At 66.7% G+C, this 13,389-nt stretch carries 14 protein-coding genes; 10 read left to right on the top strand and 4 right to left on the bottom strand.

What is annotated here, in order from left to right:
* Positions 1–104 precede the first annotated feature (104 nt).
* Genes FBY28_RS15140 through FBY28_RS15130 form a run of 3 tightly spaced genes read left to right on the top strand, consistent with a single transcriptional unit; the run spans position 105 to position 2,267 of the window.
* Entirely contained in the window at positions 105–1,253 is a 1,149-nt protein-coding gene (locus FBY28_RS15140) for a uroporphyrinogen-III synthase (protein ID WP_141868058.1), read from the top strand.
* On the top strand, positions 1,250–1,960 hold the full coding sequence (locus FBY28_RS15135; RefSeq protein ID WP_141868056.1) for a sirohydrochlorin chelatase: 711 nt from the start codon (positions 1,250–1,252) through the stop codon (positions 1,958–1,960). The genes FBY28_RS15140 and FBY28_RS15135 overlap by 4 nt, the downstream gene beginning before the upstream one ends.
* A gap of 46 nt (positions 1,961–2,006) precedes the next feature.
* Complete coding sequence (locus tag FBY28_RS15130; protein WP_141868054.1) at positions 2,007–2,267, top strand: Fur family transcriptional regulator; 261 nt, start codon at positions 2,007–2,009, stop codon at positions 2,265–2,267.
* On the opposite strand, the gene nirD is transcribed toward FBY28_RS15130, so the two are convergent.
* Complete coding sequence (gene nirD / locus FBY28_RS15125) at positions 2,233–2,604, bottom strand: nitrite reductase small subunit NirD (RefSeq protein ID WP_141868052.1); 372 nt, start codon at positions 2,602–2,604, stop codon at positions 2,233–2,235. The genes FBY28_RS15130 and nirD overlap by 35 nt on opposite strands.
* Positions 2,601–5,168, bottom strand: a complete 2,568-nt coding sequence (gene nirB / locus FBY28_RS15120; protein WP_141868050.1) for a nitrite reductase large subunit NirB — start codon at positions 5,166–5,168, stop codon at positions 2,601–2,603. The genes nirD and nirB overlap by 4 nt, the downstream gene beginning before the upstream one ends.
* Before the next feature lie 217 nt (positions 5,169–5,385).
* Between nirB and FBY28_RS15115 the strand changes: the two genes are divergently transcribed.
* On the top strand, positions 5,386–5,811 hold the full coding sequence (locus tag FBY28_RS15115) for an Hsp20/alpha crystallin family protein (protein WP_141868048.1): 426 nt from the start codon (positions 5,386–5,388) through the stop codon (positions 5,809–5,811).
* 68 nt (positions 5,812–5,879) lie between these two features.
* Here FBY28_RS15115 and FBY28_RS15110 read toward each other — a convergent pair whose 3' ends face one another.
* Positions 5,880–6,638 (bottom strand): isocitrate lyase/PEP mutase family protein, encoded by a 759-nt coding sequence (locus FBY28_RS15110; RefSeq protein WP_141868046.1) that lies wholly within the window; start codon positions 6,636–6,638, stop codon positions 5,880–5,882.
* Positions 6,639–6,752: 114 nt separating this feature from the next.
* Between FBY28_RS15110 and FBY28_RS15105 the strand changes: the two genes are divergently transcribed.
* From FBY28_RS15105 to FBY28_RS25900, 5 genes are all read left to right on the top strand, one after another.
* Entirely contained in the window at positions 6,753–7,046 is a 294-nt protein-coding gene (locus tag FBY28_RS15105; RefSeq protein WP_019511717.1) for an Rv0250c family protein, read from the top strand.
* A gap of 46 nt (positions 7,047–7,092) precedes the next feature.
* Positions 7,093–7,914, top strand: a complete 822-nt coding sequence (sdhC, locus tag FBY28_RS15100) for a succinate dehydrogenase subunit SdhC (protein ID WP_141868044.1) — start codon at positions 7,093–7,095, stop codon at positions 7,912–7,914.
* Between the two features lie 31 nt (positions 7,915–7,945).
* Positions 7,946–9,877, top strand: a complete 1,932-nt coding sequence (locus FBY28_RS15095; RefSeq protein WP_141868042.1) for a fumarate reductase/succinate dehydrogenase flavoprotein subunit — start codon at positions 7,946–7,948, stop codon at positions 9,875–9,877.
* A 2-nt stretch (positions 9,878–9,879) separates the two neighbouring features.
* Positions 9,880–10,629, top strand: coding sequence for a succinate dehydrogenase/fumarate reductase iron-sulfur subunit (locus FBY28_RS15090; protein ID WP_019511720.1), 750 nt, complete (start codon positions 9,880–9,882; stop codon positions 10,627–10,629).
* Positions 10,630–10,800: 171 nt separating this feature from the next.
* Positions 10,801–10,962, top strand: coding sequence for a hypothetical protein (locus FBY28_RS25900; RefSeq protein ID WP_174241639.1), 162 nt, complete (start codon positions 10,801–10,803; stop codon positions 10,960–10,962).
* Here the strand turns inward: FBY28_RS25900 and FBY28_RS15085 are convergent.
* Positions 10,959–11,441, bottom strand: a complete 483-nt coding sequence (locus FBY28_RS15085; protein ID WP_141868040.1) for a flavin reductase family protein — start codon at positions 11,439–11,441, stop codon at positions 10,959–10,961. The genes FBY28_RS25900 and FBY28_RS15085 overlap by 4 nt on opposite strands.
* A 214-nt stretch (positions 11,442–11,655) precedes the next feature.
* On the opposite strand from FBY28_RS15085, the gene FBY28_RS15080 reads away from it, so the two are divergent.
* A complete protein-coding gene (locus FBY28_RS15080; protein WP_141868038.1) occupies positions 11,656–13,368 on the top strand; it encodes an AMP-binding protein in 1,713 nt (570 codons plus the stop codon).
* Positions 13,369–13,389 lie beyond the last annotated feature (21 nt).

Genomic DNA, 13,389 nt, shown 5'->3' with positions numbered 1-13,389 from the left:
CTCACATCGATGTCGCCCGCAGCCACGACAGCCCGGCCAGCGGCGACACCCGCGCGCAATCGCGGGGTAACAGCCCCGAAACACCGACTGAATACACAGGTGACATGACTGGACCTGACTGGGCGCCGCTCACCGGGTTCCGGGTGGCGGTGACCTCGGCTCGACGCAGCGAAGAGCTGGCCGCCCTGCTCACTCGGCGCGGTGCCGACGTGACCAGTGCCGCGGCCATCACGATGGTGCCGCTGCCCGACGACGACGAGCTGCGGACCAACACCCAGGCCCTGATCGCGAGCCCACCCGATATCGTGATCGCGACCACCGGGATCGGGTTTCGCGGCTGGATCGCGGCAGCTGACGGCTGGGGCCTGGCCCATGACCTGACCGCCGCGCTCGGCAACGCTCGTATCGTCTCGCGGGGACCGAAGGCCACCGGGGCACTGCGCGCCGCCGGTCTGCCCGAGGAATGGTCGCCGGAGTCCGAGTCCTCCCGCGAGCTGCTGCACTACCTGTTGGAGGGCGGCATCGTCGGCATGCGGGTCGCCGTGCAGTTGCACGGCACCAACGACGATTGGGATCCGTTCCCCGAGTTCCTCGACGAGTTGCGCGCCGCCGGCGCGGACGTCGTGCCGATCCGGGTCTATCGATGGAACCCCGCCCCGCGCAACGGTCCCTTCGATCAGCTGGTGCTGGGCATCGCCGAGCAGCGTTTCGATGCCGTCAGCTTCACTTCTGCCCCGGCGGTGGCTGCCCTGCTGTTGCGCGCGGCCGACCTCGGTGTGGAGCCGGCTGTACTGGATGCGTTGCGCACCAACGTGCATGCGATGTGTGTCGGCCCGATCACCGCTCGCCCGCTGGTCCGCCTCGGCGTGCCCACCTCTGCCCCGGAACGCATGCGGCTGGGCGCCCTGGCCCGCCACATCACCGATGAGTTGCCGCTACTGCAGTCGCGGCGGATGCGGGTAGCCGGGCATCTGCTGGAGATCCGCGGCACCTGCGTGCTGGTCGACGACGTGGTCAAGGAACTGCCGCCGGCCGGGATGGCCACCATCCGCGCTCTTGCTCACCGGCCGGGCTCGGTGGTGTCGCGGCAAGACCTTCTCAACGCCCTGCCGGGCAGCGGCACCGACACCCACGCCGTCGAGACCGCGGTGCTGCGGCTACGAAATGCGCTGGGTGACAAAAACATCGTGTCGACCGTGGTCAAGCGGGGATACCGGCTGGCCGTCGACGAGTACCCGATGGGAGTGTCATGAATCGCGATGTCTCCGCAGTGCTGGTGGCCCACGGCACCCGTAAACCCGGCGGTGTCGACATGATCGGCCAACTGGCCGAAGGTGTCTCGGAACTGCTGGATCGCCAGGTCCATGTGGCGTTCGTCGATGTGCTCGGGCCGACACCGTCAGAGGTACTCGATCGGCTGCCCGCCGACCGGCCCGCCGTCGTGGTACCGGCCTTCCTGGCCGGTGGCTACCATGTCCGCGCCGACGTGCCTGCCCACGTCGCGGCCAGCACGCACCCGGCCGTCACGGTGACCCCGCCACTGGGCCCGTCCCATGGCACGGTACGCGTGCTTGCCGACCGGCTGCAGGAATCCGGCTGGCGCCCCGGTGATTCGGTGGTCATGGCCGCCGCGGGCACATCGGATCGCAGCGCACAGTCCGACCTGCGGCAGACCGCGGCCATGCTGTCCGCCCTGATCGGCGACCGGGTAGAACTCGGTTATGCCGCCACCGGCGCGCCCACGGTGGCCGAAGCGGTGCAGGTGGCACGCGCACATGGCCGCGGGGGACGGATCGCGGTGGCATCCTATCTGCTGGCCGACGGGCTGTTCCAGGACCGGTTGCGCAACTCGGGCGCCGACCTGGTTGCCGACCCGCTGGGCATCCACCCGGGGATGGTCCGGCTGATCGCCAGCCGCTTCCGCCGCGCCGCCGCCGTCCGGTTGTCGGCCGCGGCCTGACCAGCCGATTCGGGTCCGGCCCACCTGCTCGGCTAAGATCGTGCAAATGGCTTCGGTGGGGCAGAGTGAGCGTTTGCGCGCGCAGTTGGTGAGCGCATTGCAGCAGGAAGACCGACCCATGACGACGGCGGAGTTGCGCGATTACGTTCTGCGGCAGGGAAATTCAACCGCCGTCATCGAGTCGGTATATCGCAACCTGACCGTGCTGCAGCGCCGCGGTGACGTGGTACGCCATCCTGGCCCCGGCCGCGACGCCCAGTGGGCGGCCGCCGTCACGCAGCGATCTGCACAAGACCGTCCGGCGTGACCCTGGTCCGGTAGACCGGCAGCGATACCGCCGGATCATCAAGGCAGACGCCGTCATCCAGGGCGAAGGCCTGCTTCTTGATCGGCGTCTGTACGCAGGCCCGACCGGCCCGGTCCCCCACGATGCCACGCGACATCACCGCCGCGCCGGAGAACGGGTCGATGTTGCCCACTGCGTGCAGCGATCCGTCGTCGAGGCGGAACAGGGCTACCTGCACACCGCCGGGCAGCAAGACCCCCGCGCCCCTGTTGGGCAGCAACCGGTTCAGTGGGCATGCCGTCGTCCAGTCCGTATTCTTCTCGGCGGCAATTTCTTTGAGATCATCGGTGATGGTCATTTCGCGTCCTCCTGCGGCGTGAACTTCGGCATACCGATGGCGACGGGCACCTTGCGTCCCGAGGACTCGGTGAACTCGATGGTCGGGTCGGCCACCTCGGGGGCGTTGACGAAGGACACGAAGCGCGAGAGCTTTTCCGGATCGTCCAGGACGCCCTTCCATTCGCAGGCGTAGCCGGCCACGTGCCGGGCCATCGCCTCCTCGAACTCGGCGGCCAGGCCGAGGGAGTCGTTGCAGACGACGTCGCGGACGTGATCCAGTCCGCCGTCGAGCGCCTCCAGCCACGGTGCGGTCCGCTGCAGCCGATCGGCGGTGCGGATGTAGTACATCAGGAACCGGTCGATGTAGCGGATCAGCGTCTCGTCGTCGAGATCGCCGGCGAGCAGCTGGGCGTGCCGGGGCGACATCCCGCCATTACCACACACATACAGATTCCAGCCCTGCTCGGTGGCGATGATGCCGACGTCCTTGCTCTGCGCCTCGGCGCATTCTCGGGCACATCCGGAGACCGCCATCTTGATCTTGTGCGGTGCGCGCAGACCACGGTAGCGCTTCTCGATCTCGACGGCCATATCGACCGAATCCTGTTGCCCGTAGCGGCACCAGGTGCTGCCGACACAACTCTTGACGGTGCGCAGCGACTTACCGTACGCGTGCCCGGACTCCATGCCACCCTCGACCAGACGCCGCCAGATCTCGGGCAGCTGGTCCACCCGGGCACCGAACATGTCGATGCGCTGGCCGCCGGTGATCTTCGTGTACAGGTCGAAGTCCCTGGCGATCTCGCCGATCAGGATCAGCTGCTCGGGGGTGATCTCACCACCGGGTGATCTCGGCACCACCGAGTAGCTGCCGTTCTTCTGGATGTTCGCCAGGAAATGGTCGTTGGAGTCCTGTAGTGACGCCTGCTCGCCGTCGAGCACATGGTCGGAGCTGGTGGACGCGAGAATCGAGGCGACGGTGGGCTTGCATATATCGCAGCCCTTTCCGGTGCCGTACTTCTCGATCAATCCGGAGAACGTGCGGATCTCGGTCGCCCGGATGAGTTCGAACATCTCGGCGCGGGAATGGCTGAAGTGCTCACAGAGAGCCTTGGACTGCTCGACGCCCTCGGCCTCCAACAGCTGTTTGAGCAGCGGCACGCAGGAGCCACAGGACGTGCCGGCCAACGTGCACTTCTTCAGACCGGCGACATCGGTGCAACCACCGCAGATGGCCTCCTTCAGATCGCCCTTGGTGACGTTGTTGCAGGAGCAGATCTGCGCGATATCCGGCAGCGCGCCGATTCCCAGTGCACCCGCACCGCCGTCGCCTGCAGGTGCGATCAACGACAGCGGGTCGCCGGGCAGTTCACTGGCCACCATCGGGCGCAGCACCCCATAGGAGGAGGCATCGCCGACCAGGATCCCGCCCAGCAGGGTTTTGGCGTCATCGGAGAGCACCAGCTTGGCGTAGGTCTGCTTCACCGGATCGTTGACGACGACATCGAGGCTGTTGGGTGTGCGGCCCTGCGCGTCACCGAAGCTGGCGACGTCCACGCCGAGCAGCTTGAGCTTGGTCGACATGTCGGCCTCGCCGAATTCGGCGGCGCCGCCCAACAACCGATCTGCGACCACCTCGGCGCTGGTGTAACCCGGGCCGACCAGACCGTAGCAGCGGCCATCGATGGCGGCGACCTCGCCGATAGCGTAGATATCGGGATCACTTGTCACACAAGCACGGTCGGTCATCACACCGCCACGCTGGGCGATGTCCAGGCCGGCGGCGCGCGCCAGTTCGTCGCGGGGGCGCACGCCGGCGGCGAAGACGACGACGCCGGCGTCGATGCTGGTGCCGTCGTTGAGGGTGAGGCGCACGGCATCGTCGTCCTGGGACTTGCGCAGTGGCTTGTTGCGCTGCGCCGGCGCGATGGTCTCGGTGCCGACACCGGTGTGCACCTCGATACCGAGGCTGCGGATCATCCGATTCAGCAGGGCGCCCCCGGCCGGATCGAGCTGCGCGGCCATCAGATGCGGCGACATCTCCAGCACGTGGGTCTGCAAACCGAAGGCGCGCAACGCATTGGCCGCCTCCAGCCCGAGCAGCCCGCCGCCGATGACCACCCCGACAGGTGTCTTCGACTTCGCCGCGGCGAGCGAACCCGCGCGGATGGCATCCAGGTCGTCCAGGGTTCGGTAGACGTGACAGTGTGGCAGGTCATGCCCGGGCACCGGCGGCACGAAGGCGTACGAGCCGGTGGCCAGCACCAGCGCGTCATAGCTCAGGCACTGCCCGTCGACGGTGGTCACCGTCTTGGCTTCCCGGTCGATGGCCTTGGCGGGCAAGCCAAGCCGCAGCGCCACGGCGCTGTCGCCGGCATAGTCATTGCCGGGCAGCGCCAGCTGCGCGCGGTCCCAGTGCTCGGTGTAACCGGTCAGACCGACGCGGTCATAGGCCGCGTCGGCCTCCTCGGCGAGCACCGTGATCCGCCAGACGCCCTCGGTGTCGCGGGCCCGCAGGGCCTCGACGAAGCGGTGTCCGACCATGCCGTGTCCGACCACGATCACATGCTTGGCTGCCTTCATACCGGAGACGGTAGAAAGCCGATATTGCCGCAATGTGCCCTCGTGTGAAGTGACCGTCACGGCTTCCTCACATGTCCGGCGCGGAACGTGTGAGTGCTTCGCTGACGGCGAACGCCCAGTTGGAACTTAAGCGCCACCGACTCAAGTTCTCTTGTAAGAGGGCCGGCGCAGGGCTGGTCACCGACACCATCAGCACAAGGAACAGGAGACGATCCCGATGAGCAGCACCCCCGTACGCACCCGCCCCGCGTCGCCGGTCGACGTCTGGCTGCGTGATTTCTTCGGCAACCCCGCACCGGTCTCGGCGGACTTCCATCCCGCCGCCGAGGTGGTCCGCGACGGTGACGACGCCGTCGTCCGCCTCGAACTGCCCGGCTTCAGCACCGAGGCCGTCAGCGAGGACGTGCACGTCGAACTCGACCGCGGACAACTGGTGATCCACGGAGAGCGTCGCGACGAGCATTCCGAGGGCCGCACCCTTTCCGAGGTCCGCTACGGCGCGTTCCGCAGGTCGTTCAAGGTGCCCGCGCAGGTCACCGGCGAGGCCGTCGCCGCCTCCTACGAGGCGGGGGTGCTGACCGTCCGGGTGGCCGGCGTGTACGCCGGTACCGAGCCCCAGCGCATCACCATCACCGCCAAGTAGGCGGCACGAAACGAGGCCCCGCGAGATGTCGCGGGGCCTCGCCGTGTTCCATCTCTGTCGGGCAGGACCTACTTCCAGGGGTTGACGAGCTCGGTGATGCGGCTCGTCAGCGCGCCCTGCAGGAACGGCCCGAAGCTGATCCTGCCCACACCCAGTGGCCCGAACCGCGCCGGGTCGTCCTGGCCCGGCAGCGCGATCGCGTTGACCGGCAGCGGTAACGCCTCGACGAGGCGACGATAGGTGTCGTCATCGTGACGCCCCACCGGATACAGACTGTCCGCCCCCGCGTCGGCGGCCAGCCTGAGCTTGTGCACCGCGCGGTCGAACCGGTCGGCCTCGTCACCGACCTGCCGCAGGAACAGATCGGTGCGCGCATTGATGACGACGTGTACGCCGGCGGCGTCGGCGGCCTTGCGCAGGTCCCCGACCAACGCGGCATGGTCGTCATCGGACCGGATGCGGCCACCCTCGGAATGCACGGTGTCCTCGATGTTGAGTCCGACCGCGCCCGCCGACAGCAGCCCCTCGATCAGCCGTGCCGCCGACTCGCCGTAGCCGGATTCGATGTCCACCGAGATCGGGACATCGACCGCGCCGGTGATCTGGGCGACCCGGGTGACCAGATCGTCGTAACTCATCCCCTCCCCGTCGGGCTTGCCGACGGAGTTGGCGACCGGGTGGCTGCCCACGGTCAACGCCGCGAAACCCGCGTCTACCACGGTCTTTGCCGACCAGGCGTCCCATACCGTCGGCAAGATCGCGGGGTCGCCGGGGCGGTGCAGCGCCAGCAGTGCAGCCGCCTTCTGCTTGAGGTCGTCGTTCGACATTTCCGAGCCTTTCTGCGATGTAGACGTGATCTGTCTCACTCTCAAGTGCGTGTTGTGGCTAACATCGAATGCGTACTGTGATCCTTGACACCCTTCAGCCCAAGGAGGTCACCCTTGTCCACCACGACCGAGCTTGCCGAACTGCACGAACTCATCGGCAACCTTCGCCGCTGCGTCACATCGCTGCGCGCCCGATATGGCGACGCCCCCGCGATGCGCCGCATCGTCAACGACGCCGAACGCATGCTCAACGATATCGACCGGTTGGACATCGATGCCGCGGAACTGGAGATGCGTGGAGCACCAGCGCACCCCCGCGCCGCCGAGAAGATCACCATCCCCGATCACGACTACTCCAGGGACTTCTGGAGCGGTGTCGATGACGAGGGTCTCGGCGGCAGCCGCTAGACCGCAGGGGTGAAGAGCCCCGACACAACAGAAGAAGAGGGAATCAGTGAGCGCACCGACCTCGAATCCTCAAGGTACCGGCGTCTTCTCACCAACCAGAGCGCGGATCAAGGAGCGCACGCTACGCACCGATGCGTGGTGGAAGTCTCCGCTGATCACCGATCTCGGTTTCGCCGCGTTCGTCATCTACGCGACGGTGCGGGCGTTCATGCAGAACAACTACTACGTCGCCGAGTACGGGTACCTGACCCCGTTCTACTCACCGTGCGTCAGTACCGGCTGCGTGCCCGAGGCCAGCCACTTCGGCCAGTTCCTTCCGGATGTCTGGTGGTTGCCCTACGCGGCGGTGTCCCTGCCGTTCCTGCTGTTGTTCCGGCTGACGTGCTACTACTACCGTGGCGCCTACTACCGTTCGGTATGGCAGTCCCCCACCGCGTGCGCCGTCGCCGAACCGCACGCCAAGTACACCGGTGAGACGCGATTCCCGCTGATCATCCAGAACACCCACCGGTACTTCTTCTATCTGGCCGTGCTGATCTCGGTGATCAACACCTACGACGCGATCATCGCCTTCCACAAGCCCGACGGCGGATTCGGCTTCGGGCTGGGCAATCTGATACTCGTCGTCAACGTGCTGCTGCTGTGGACCTACACGGTGTCCTGCCACTCGTGCCGGCATGTCGCGGGCGGGCGGCTCAAGCATTTCTCCAAGCACCCCGTCAGGTATTGGATGTGGACGCAGATCAGCAAGCTGAACACCCGGCACAAGCTGTACGCGTGGATCACCCTTGGCACCCTGATGTTCACCGACTTCTATGTCATGTCTCTGGCCGCGGGCTGGTTCCCCGACCTGAGATTCGTTGGCTGACAACTCAATTACGGATTAGTGAGGATTTTCAATGGGTGACCTGGAACGGCACACCTACGACGTCGTCGTGATCGGTGCCGGCGGGGCTGGACTACGCGCGGTGATCGAGGCCCGCGAGCGCGGCCTGCGCGTAGCCGTGGTGACGAAATCGCTGTTCGGCAAGGCGCACACCGTGATGGCCGAGGGCGGTTGCGCCGCGGCCATGCGCAATGTCAACACCAAGGATTCCTGGCAGGTGCACTTCGGTGACACCATGCGCGGCGGCAAGTTCCTGAACAACTGGCGGATGGCCGAACTGCACGCCCAGGAGGCCCCGGACCGGGTCTGGGAGCTGGAAACCTATGGGGCACTGTTCGACCGCACCAAGGACGGCAAGATCAGCCAGCGTAACTTCGGCGGCCACACCTACCCGCGGTTGGCGCACGTCGGCGACCGCACCGGCCTGGAGATCATCCGTACCCTGCAGCAGAAGATCGTCAGCCTGCAGCAGGAGGACAAGCGCGAACTCGGCGACTACGACGCGCGCATCCGGGTGTTCCACGAGTGTTCGATCACCGAGATCGTCAAAGACGGCGATCGCGTGGCAGGGGCCTTCGGCTATTACCGCGAGACCGGCAAGTTCGTGCTGTTCGAGGCGCCCGCGATCGTGCTGGCCACCGGCGGGATCGGTAAGAGCTTCAAGGTGTCGTCGAACTCCTGGGAGTACACCGGCGACGGTCACGCTTTGGCGCTGCGAGCGGGATCCGGCCTGATCAACATGGAGTTCATCCAGTTCCACCCCACCGGGATGGTCTGGCCGCTGTCGGTGAAGGGCATCCTGGTCACCGAGGGTGTGCGTGGTGACGGCGGAGTGCTGAAGAACTCCGAGGGCAAGCGCTTCATGTTCGACTACATCCCCGACGTGTTCAAGGGCCAGTACGCCGAGACCGAAGAGGAAGCCGACCAGTGGCTCAAGGACAACGACTCCGCGCGCCGCACCCCTGATCTGCTCCCCCGCGACGAGGTGGCCCGCGCCATCAACGAAGAGGTCAAGGCGGGCCGCGGAACCCCGCACGGCGGGGTGTACCTCGACATCGCATCGCGTATGCCGGCCGAGGAGATCAAGCGCCGACTCCCGTCGATGTATCACCAGTTCATCGAGCTCGCCGAGGTCGACATCACCAAGGACGAGATGGAGGTCGGTCCGACCTGTCACTACGTGATGGGCGGTATCGAGGTCGATCCGGACAGCGGCGGTGCCGCCACGCCGGGTCTGTTCGCCGCCGGCGAGTGCTCGGGCGGTATGCATGGCTCCAACCGGCTCGGCGGCAACTCGCTCTCGGATCTCCTGGTATTCGGGCGGCGCGCCGGTCTCGGCGCTGCCGACTATGTGCGGGCACTGTCCGCGCAGACCCGTCCGACGGTGTCCGAGGATGCACTCAACCGGGCCACCGAGCTGGCGCTGGAACCCTTCGAACCCAAGGCGAACCCGGAGAACCCCTACACGCTGCACGCCGAGCTGCAGGAGTCGATGAACGACCTGGCCGGCATCATCCGCAAGGAGGGTGAGCTCCAGGAGGCGCTGGGCAAGATCGACGAGCTGAAGAAGCGCTACGCCAACGTCGTCGTCGAGGGCGGGCGCGTCTTCAACCCGGGCTGGCACCTGGCCATCGACCTGCGCAACATGCTGCTGGTCAGCGAGTGCGTCGCCAAGGCCGCACTACAGCGCACCGAGAGCCGCGGCGGACACACCCGCGACGACCATCCGCAGATGGACCGCACCTGGCGCAACAAGCTGCTGGTCTGCAAGACCGTCGGCGGGGCGGGCGACAAGCCCGGCGACCCGGTGGTGCCTGACGTCGTCGTCACCCCCGAGGAACAACCGGTGATGCGGCCCGACCTGCTGGCGACCTTCGAACTGTCCGAACTCGAGAAGTACTACACCGATGACCAACTGGCCGCACATCCGGACCGGAAGGGCTGATCATGGCTGCTTACAACGCGAACCTACGGGTATGGCGGGGCGACGAGTCCGGCGGTGACCTGCAGGACTACACCGTCGAGGTCAACGACGGCGAGGTGGTGCTCGACATCGTGCACCGGTTGCAGGCCACCCAGGCCGGCGACCTGGCGGTGCGGTGGAACTGCAAGGCGGGCAAGTGCGGGTCGTGTTCGGCGGAGATCAACGGCCGGCCGCGGCTGATGTGCATGACGCGCATGTCGACCTTCGACGAGAACGAGACCGTCACCATCACGCCGCTGCGAACCTTCCCGGTGATGCGCGACCTGGTCACCGACGTGTCCTTCAACTACGAGAAGGCGCGCCAGATCCCGTCGTTCACCCCGCCGAAGGATCTGCAGCCCGGCGAGTACCGGATGCAGCAGGAGGACGTGAACCGCAGCCAGGAGTTCCGCAAGTGCATCGAGTGCTTCCTGTGCCAGAACGTCTGCCACGTGGTGCGTGATCACGAGGAGAACAAGGAGAACTTCGCCGGTCCGCGGTTCCACATGCGCATCGCCGAACTCGACATGCATCCGCTGGATACCGTCGACCGTCAGGAGATGGCCCAGGACGAGTTCGGGCTGGGCTACTGCAACATCACCAAGTGCTGCACCGAGGTATGCCCCGAGCACATCAAGATCACCGACAATGCGCTGATCCCGATGAAAGAGCGTGTGGCCGACCGCAAGTACGACCCGATCGTCTGGCTGGGCAACAAGCTCTTCAGACGCTAGCCTGCCGCCGACTCTGCGCTCATGGCGCAGAAGTGCGAGTAGCCCGCGCCCTGGGCGCAGAGTCACCGTGGATGAATCACCGCGGCGCGAGACCTGGGCGGCGCTCGACATGAGGCGTACGGTTGGTGACGCAGACCACATCCGTCCGATCAGCGATGAGAAGGCAGCCTCATGTCACATCGAGAAACGATCAGCGTCAACGATATTCGTACCGCCATCCGCGAGCTCACGGTCCGCGCGCAGCTCGCCCGCAAGGAGGGCCGCTCCGGTGATGCCGCCGAACTGGACCGGCGGGTCAGCGGATACCGCGAGCAGCTGGCCGCCAGGCCCTAATTGCCTAGCTTGCGGAAAGTGCTGCGATGGAACACGATCGGCGGCACATCGTGGACGACGATATCGCTGACCTGTAGCACGACGATGGTGTGATCACCGGCGGGCACTTCCTGGGTGATCGTGCTCTCCAGCCACACGCTCGTGCCGTGCACGAACACTGCGCCGGTATCCCGCGACTGGGTCTCCAGGCCGGCAAAGCGGTCGCCGGTCTTGGCTGCCAACGTGCGCGCTGCCGCGTCATGCGACTCGCCGAGCACGCTGATGCCCAGCGACGGCAGATTCTTGAGCTTGGGCCACGTCTCCGACGAGTTCTGCACGCAGAACGACACCAGCGGCGGGTCCAGCGACACCGGCACGAACGTGCTGGCCGCCAGGCCGATCCGCACGCCGTCGACCTCAGCGGCGATGGCGATGACGCCGGTCGGGAAATGCCCGAATGCCTCACGCAGCGAGGCCGGGCTCAGTTCAGTGTCACTCATAACACTTCCATCTTCACATGTAACGGTGCGTCGCGGCGTGATCGGGGTGACCGCGCGCGGTGCCGCCGGGGTGACCGACGACCTCGATCGGCCTGGCCGAACGCGACCGGATACGCCGCCTGCAGACAGGACACCCCCTCATCTTGGCCTCGATCCTCGCCCGGTGCCATGGTCACGCTCAGGCTGACCACAACCTTTGAGTAGCCTGACCCCCATGCCCAACGCGTCCATCCTGACCGTGCTGCGGGACCGCGCTGGTGACACACCTGACGGCCTTGCCTTCACCTTCACCGATTACGACCGTGATCCCGACGGTGTGCCCGAAACGCTGACCTGGGGTCAGCTCTACCGCCGCACCCGCAACCTGGCCGAGGAGATCAGCCAGCACGGCGCCCCCGGCGAACGCGCACTGATCATCGCCCCGCAGGGCCTGCCCTACATCGTGGCGTTCCTGGGCGCCATGCAGGCGGGCTTCATCGCCGTCCCGCTCTCGGCGCCGGTGCCCGGCTCTCACGATGAGCGCACCAGTGCCGTGGTGACCGACACCCAACCGGCGGTGGTACTGACGACGGCCGCGCTGTCGGATATCGCGACCCAGTACGTCGACGACGGGGCCGCGATGACCGCGGTGGTATCGGTGGACACCCTGGACCTCGACGGTCGTGAACCCATCGAGACCGCGGACATCCCCGATCGCCCGGACATCGCCTATCTGCAGTACACCTCGGGGTCCACTCGCGCCCCAGCCGGGGTGATGATCAGCCACGCCAATTTGGTCGCGAACTTCGACCAGCTGATGCCCGATTACCTGGCCCGGTTCGACGGCGTGTTCCCGCCGGGCTGCGCACTGGTGTCCTGGCTGCCCTTCTATCACGATATGGGCCTCATGCTGGGCGTGGCGGCCCCCATCCTTGGCGGCTGCCAGGCCGACCTGATGAGCCCTATCGCCTTCCTGACCCGCCCGGTCCGTTGGCTGCAGGCCATGGCGCGGCATTCCCACGTGGTGACCGGCGGCCCCAACTTCGCGCTGGACCTCACCGCCCGGCGCAGCACCGAAGCCGAGACCGAGGGCCTGAACCTCGGCGGTGTCATCAGCATCATCTGCGGTGCCGAGCGGGTGCACCCGCCGACGGTGGCGCGGTTCACCGATCGGTTCGGTCCGTTGGGTTTCCCGCCGGAAGCACTGATGCCGTCCTACGGTCTGGCCGAGGCGACGGTGTTCGTCGCCAGCGGTAGCCGTGGGCGGGTGCCGGAGGCCGTGGAATTCGACACCGATCAGCTGGCGCAGGGTCACGCGGTCCGCGCACCGGGCGGCACACCGCTGCTGCGCTACGGCCTGCCGGAGTCCTCCCCGCTGGTACTGATCGTCGACGCCGAGACCGGCACGCCGTGCCCGGACGGCAGCGTCGGCGAGATCTGGACGCACGGCGCGAACGTCTCCGCCGGGTATTGGCGCAAGCCCGACCAGACCGGAACGGGTTTCGGCGCAACGCTTGTCGACGGTCCGGCCGATGCGCCGGCGTCGGACTGGCTACGCACCGGGGACCGCGGATTCATCTCCGAGGGAGAACTGTTCATCGTCGGTCGCATCAAGGACATGCTCATCGTGCGCGGCCGCAACCACTACTCCGACGATATCGAGGCCACCGTGTCGGACCTGACCCGCGGTCGGGTGGCGGCGATCGCGGTGGCCGACGAACAGTCCGAGAAACTGGTCACCGTGGTCGAGCTGAAGAATCGCGATCACGGCCTCGATGACCTGAAAAGCACTGTGACCGCCGCGATTTCCCGCGCGCACGGCCTCCAGGTTGCCGATATCGTGTTGGTCGAGCCGGGCTCGATCCCGACCACCACCAGCGGCAAGATCCGCCGCTCGGCGTGTATCCAGTTGTACCGACAGGGGCAGTTCGTCCGGTTGGACGCGTAGCGCCACCCGATGTGGATCACC

It is taken from the genome of Arthrobacter sp. SLBN-53 (genome assembly GCF_006715585.1).
Taxonomy (GTDB): Bacteria; Actinomycetota; Actinomycetes; order Mycobacteriales; family Mycobacteriaceae; genus Mycobacterium; species Mycobacterium neoaurum_A.
This window is presented reverse-complemented; position numbering and strand designations above follow the sequence as displayed.

Excerpts from the sequence above, each read along its gene's own strand:
- FBY28_RS15090 (WP_019511720.1), top strand. The coding sequence starts at position 9,880 with ATGGCTGCTTACAACGCGAACCTACGGGTATGGCGGGGCGACGAGTCC.
- FBY28_RS25900 (WP_174241639.1), top strand. The coding sequence starts at position 10,801 with ATGTCACATCGAGAAACGATCAGCGTCAACGATATTCGTACCGCCATC.
- FBY28_RS15115 (WP_141868048.1), top strand. The coding sequence starts at position 5,386 with ATGAGCAGCACCCCCGTACGCACCCGCCCCGCGTCGCCGGTCGACGTC.
- FBY28_RS15140 (WP_141868058.1), top strand. The coding sequence starts at position 105 with ATGACTGGACCTGACTGGGCGCCGCTCACCGGGTTCCGGGTGGCGGTG.
- nirD (WP_141868052.1), bottom strand. The coding sequence starts at position 2,604 with ATGACCATCACCGATGATCTCAAAGAAATTGCCGCCGAGAAGAATACG.
- FBY28_RS15085 (WP_141868040.1), bottom strand. The coding sequence starts at position 11,441 with ATGAGTGACACTGAACTGAGCCCGGCCTCGCTGCGTGAGGCATTCGGG.
- FBY28_RS15110 (WP_141868046.1), bottom strand. The coding sequence starts at position 6,638 with ATGTCGAACGACGACCTCAAGCAGAAGGCGGCTGCACTGCTGGCGCTG.
- nirB (WP_141868050.1), bottom strand. The coding sequence starts at position 5,168 with ATGAAGGCAGCCAAGCATGTGATCGTGGTCGGACACGGCATGGTCGGA.
- FBY28_RS15080 (WP_141868038.1), top strand. The coding sequence starts at position 11,656 with ATGCCCAACGCGTCCATCCTGACCGTGCTGCGGGACCGCGCTGGTGAC.
- FBY28_RS15135 (WP_141868056.1), top strand. The coding sequence starts at position 1,250 with ATGAATCGCGATGTCTCCGCAGTGCTGGTGGCCCACGGCACCCGTAAA.
- FBY28_RS15095 (WP_141868042.1), top strand. The coding sequence starts at position 7,946 with ATGGGTGACCTGGAACGGCACACCTACGACGTCGTCGTGATCGGTGCC.
- FBY28_RS15130 (WP_141868054.1), top strand. The coding sequence starts at position 2,007 with ATGGCTTCGGTGGGGCAGAGTGAGCGTTTGCGCGCGCAGTTGGTGAGC.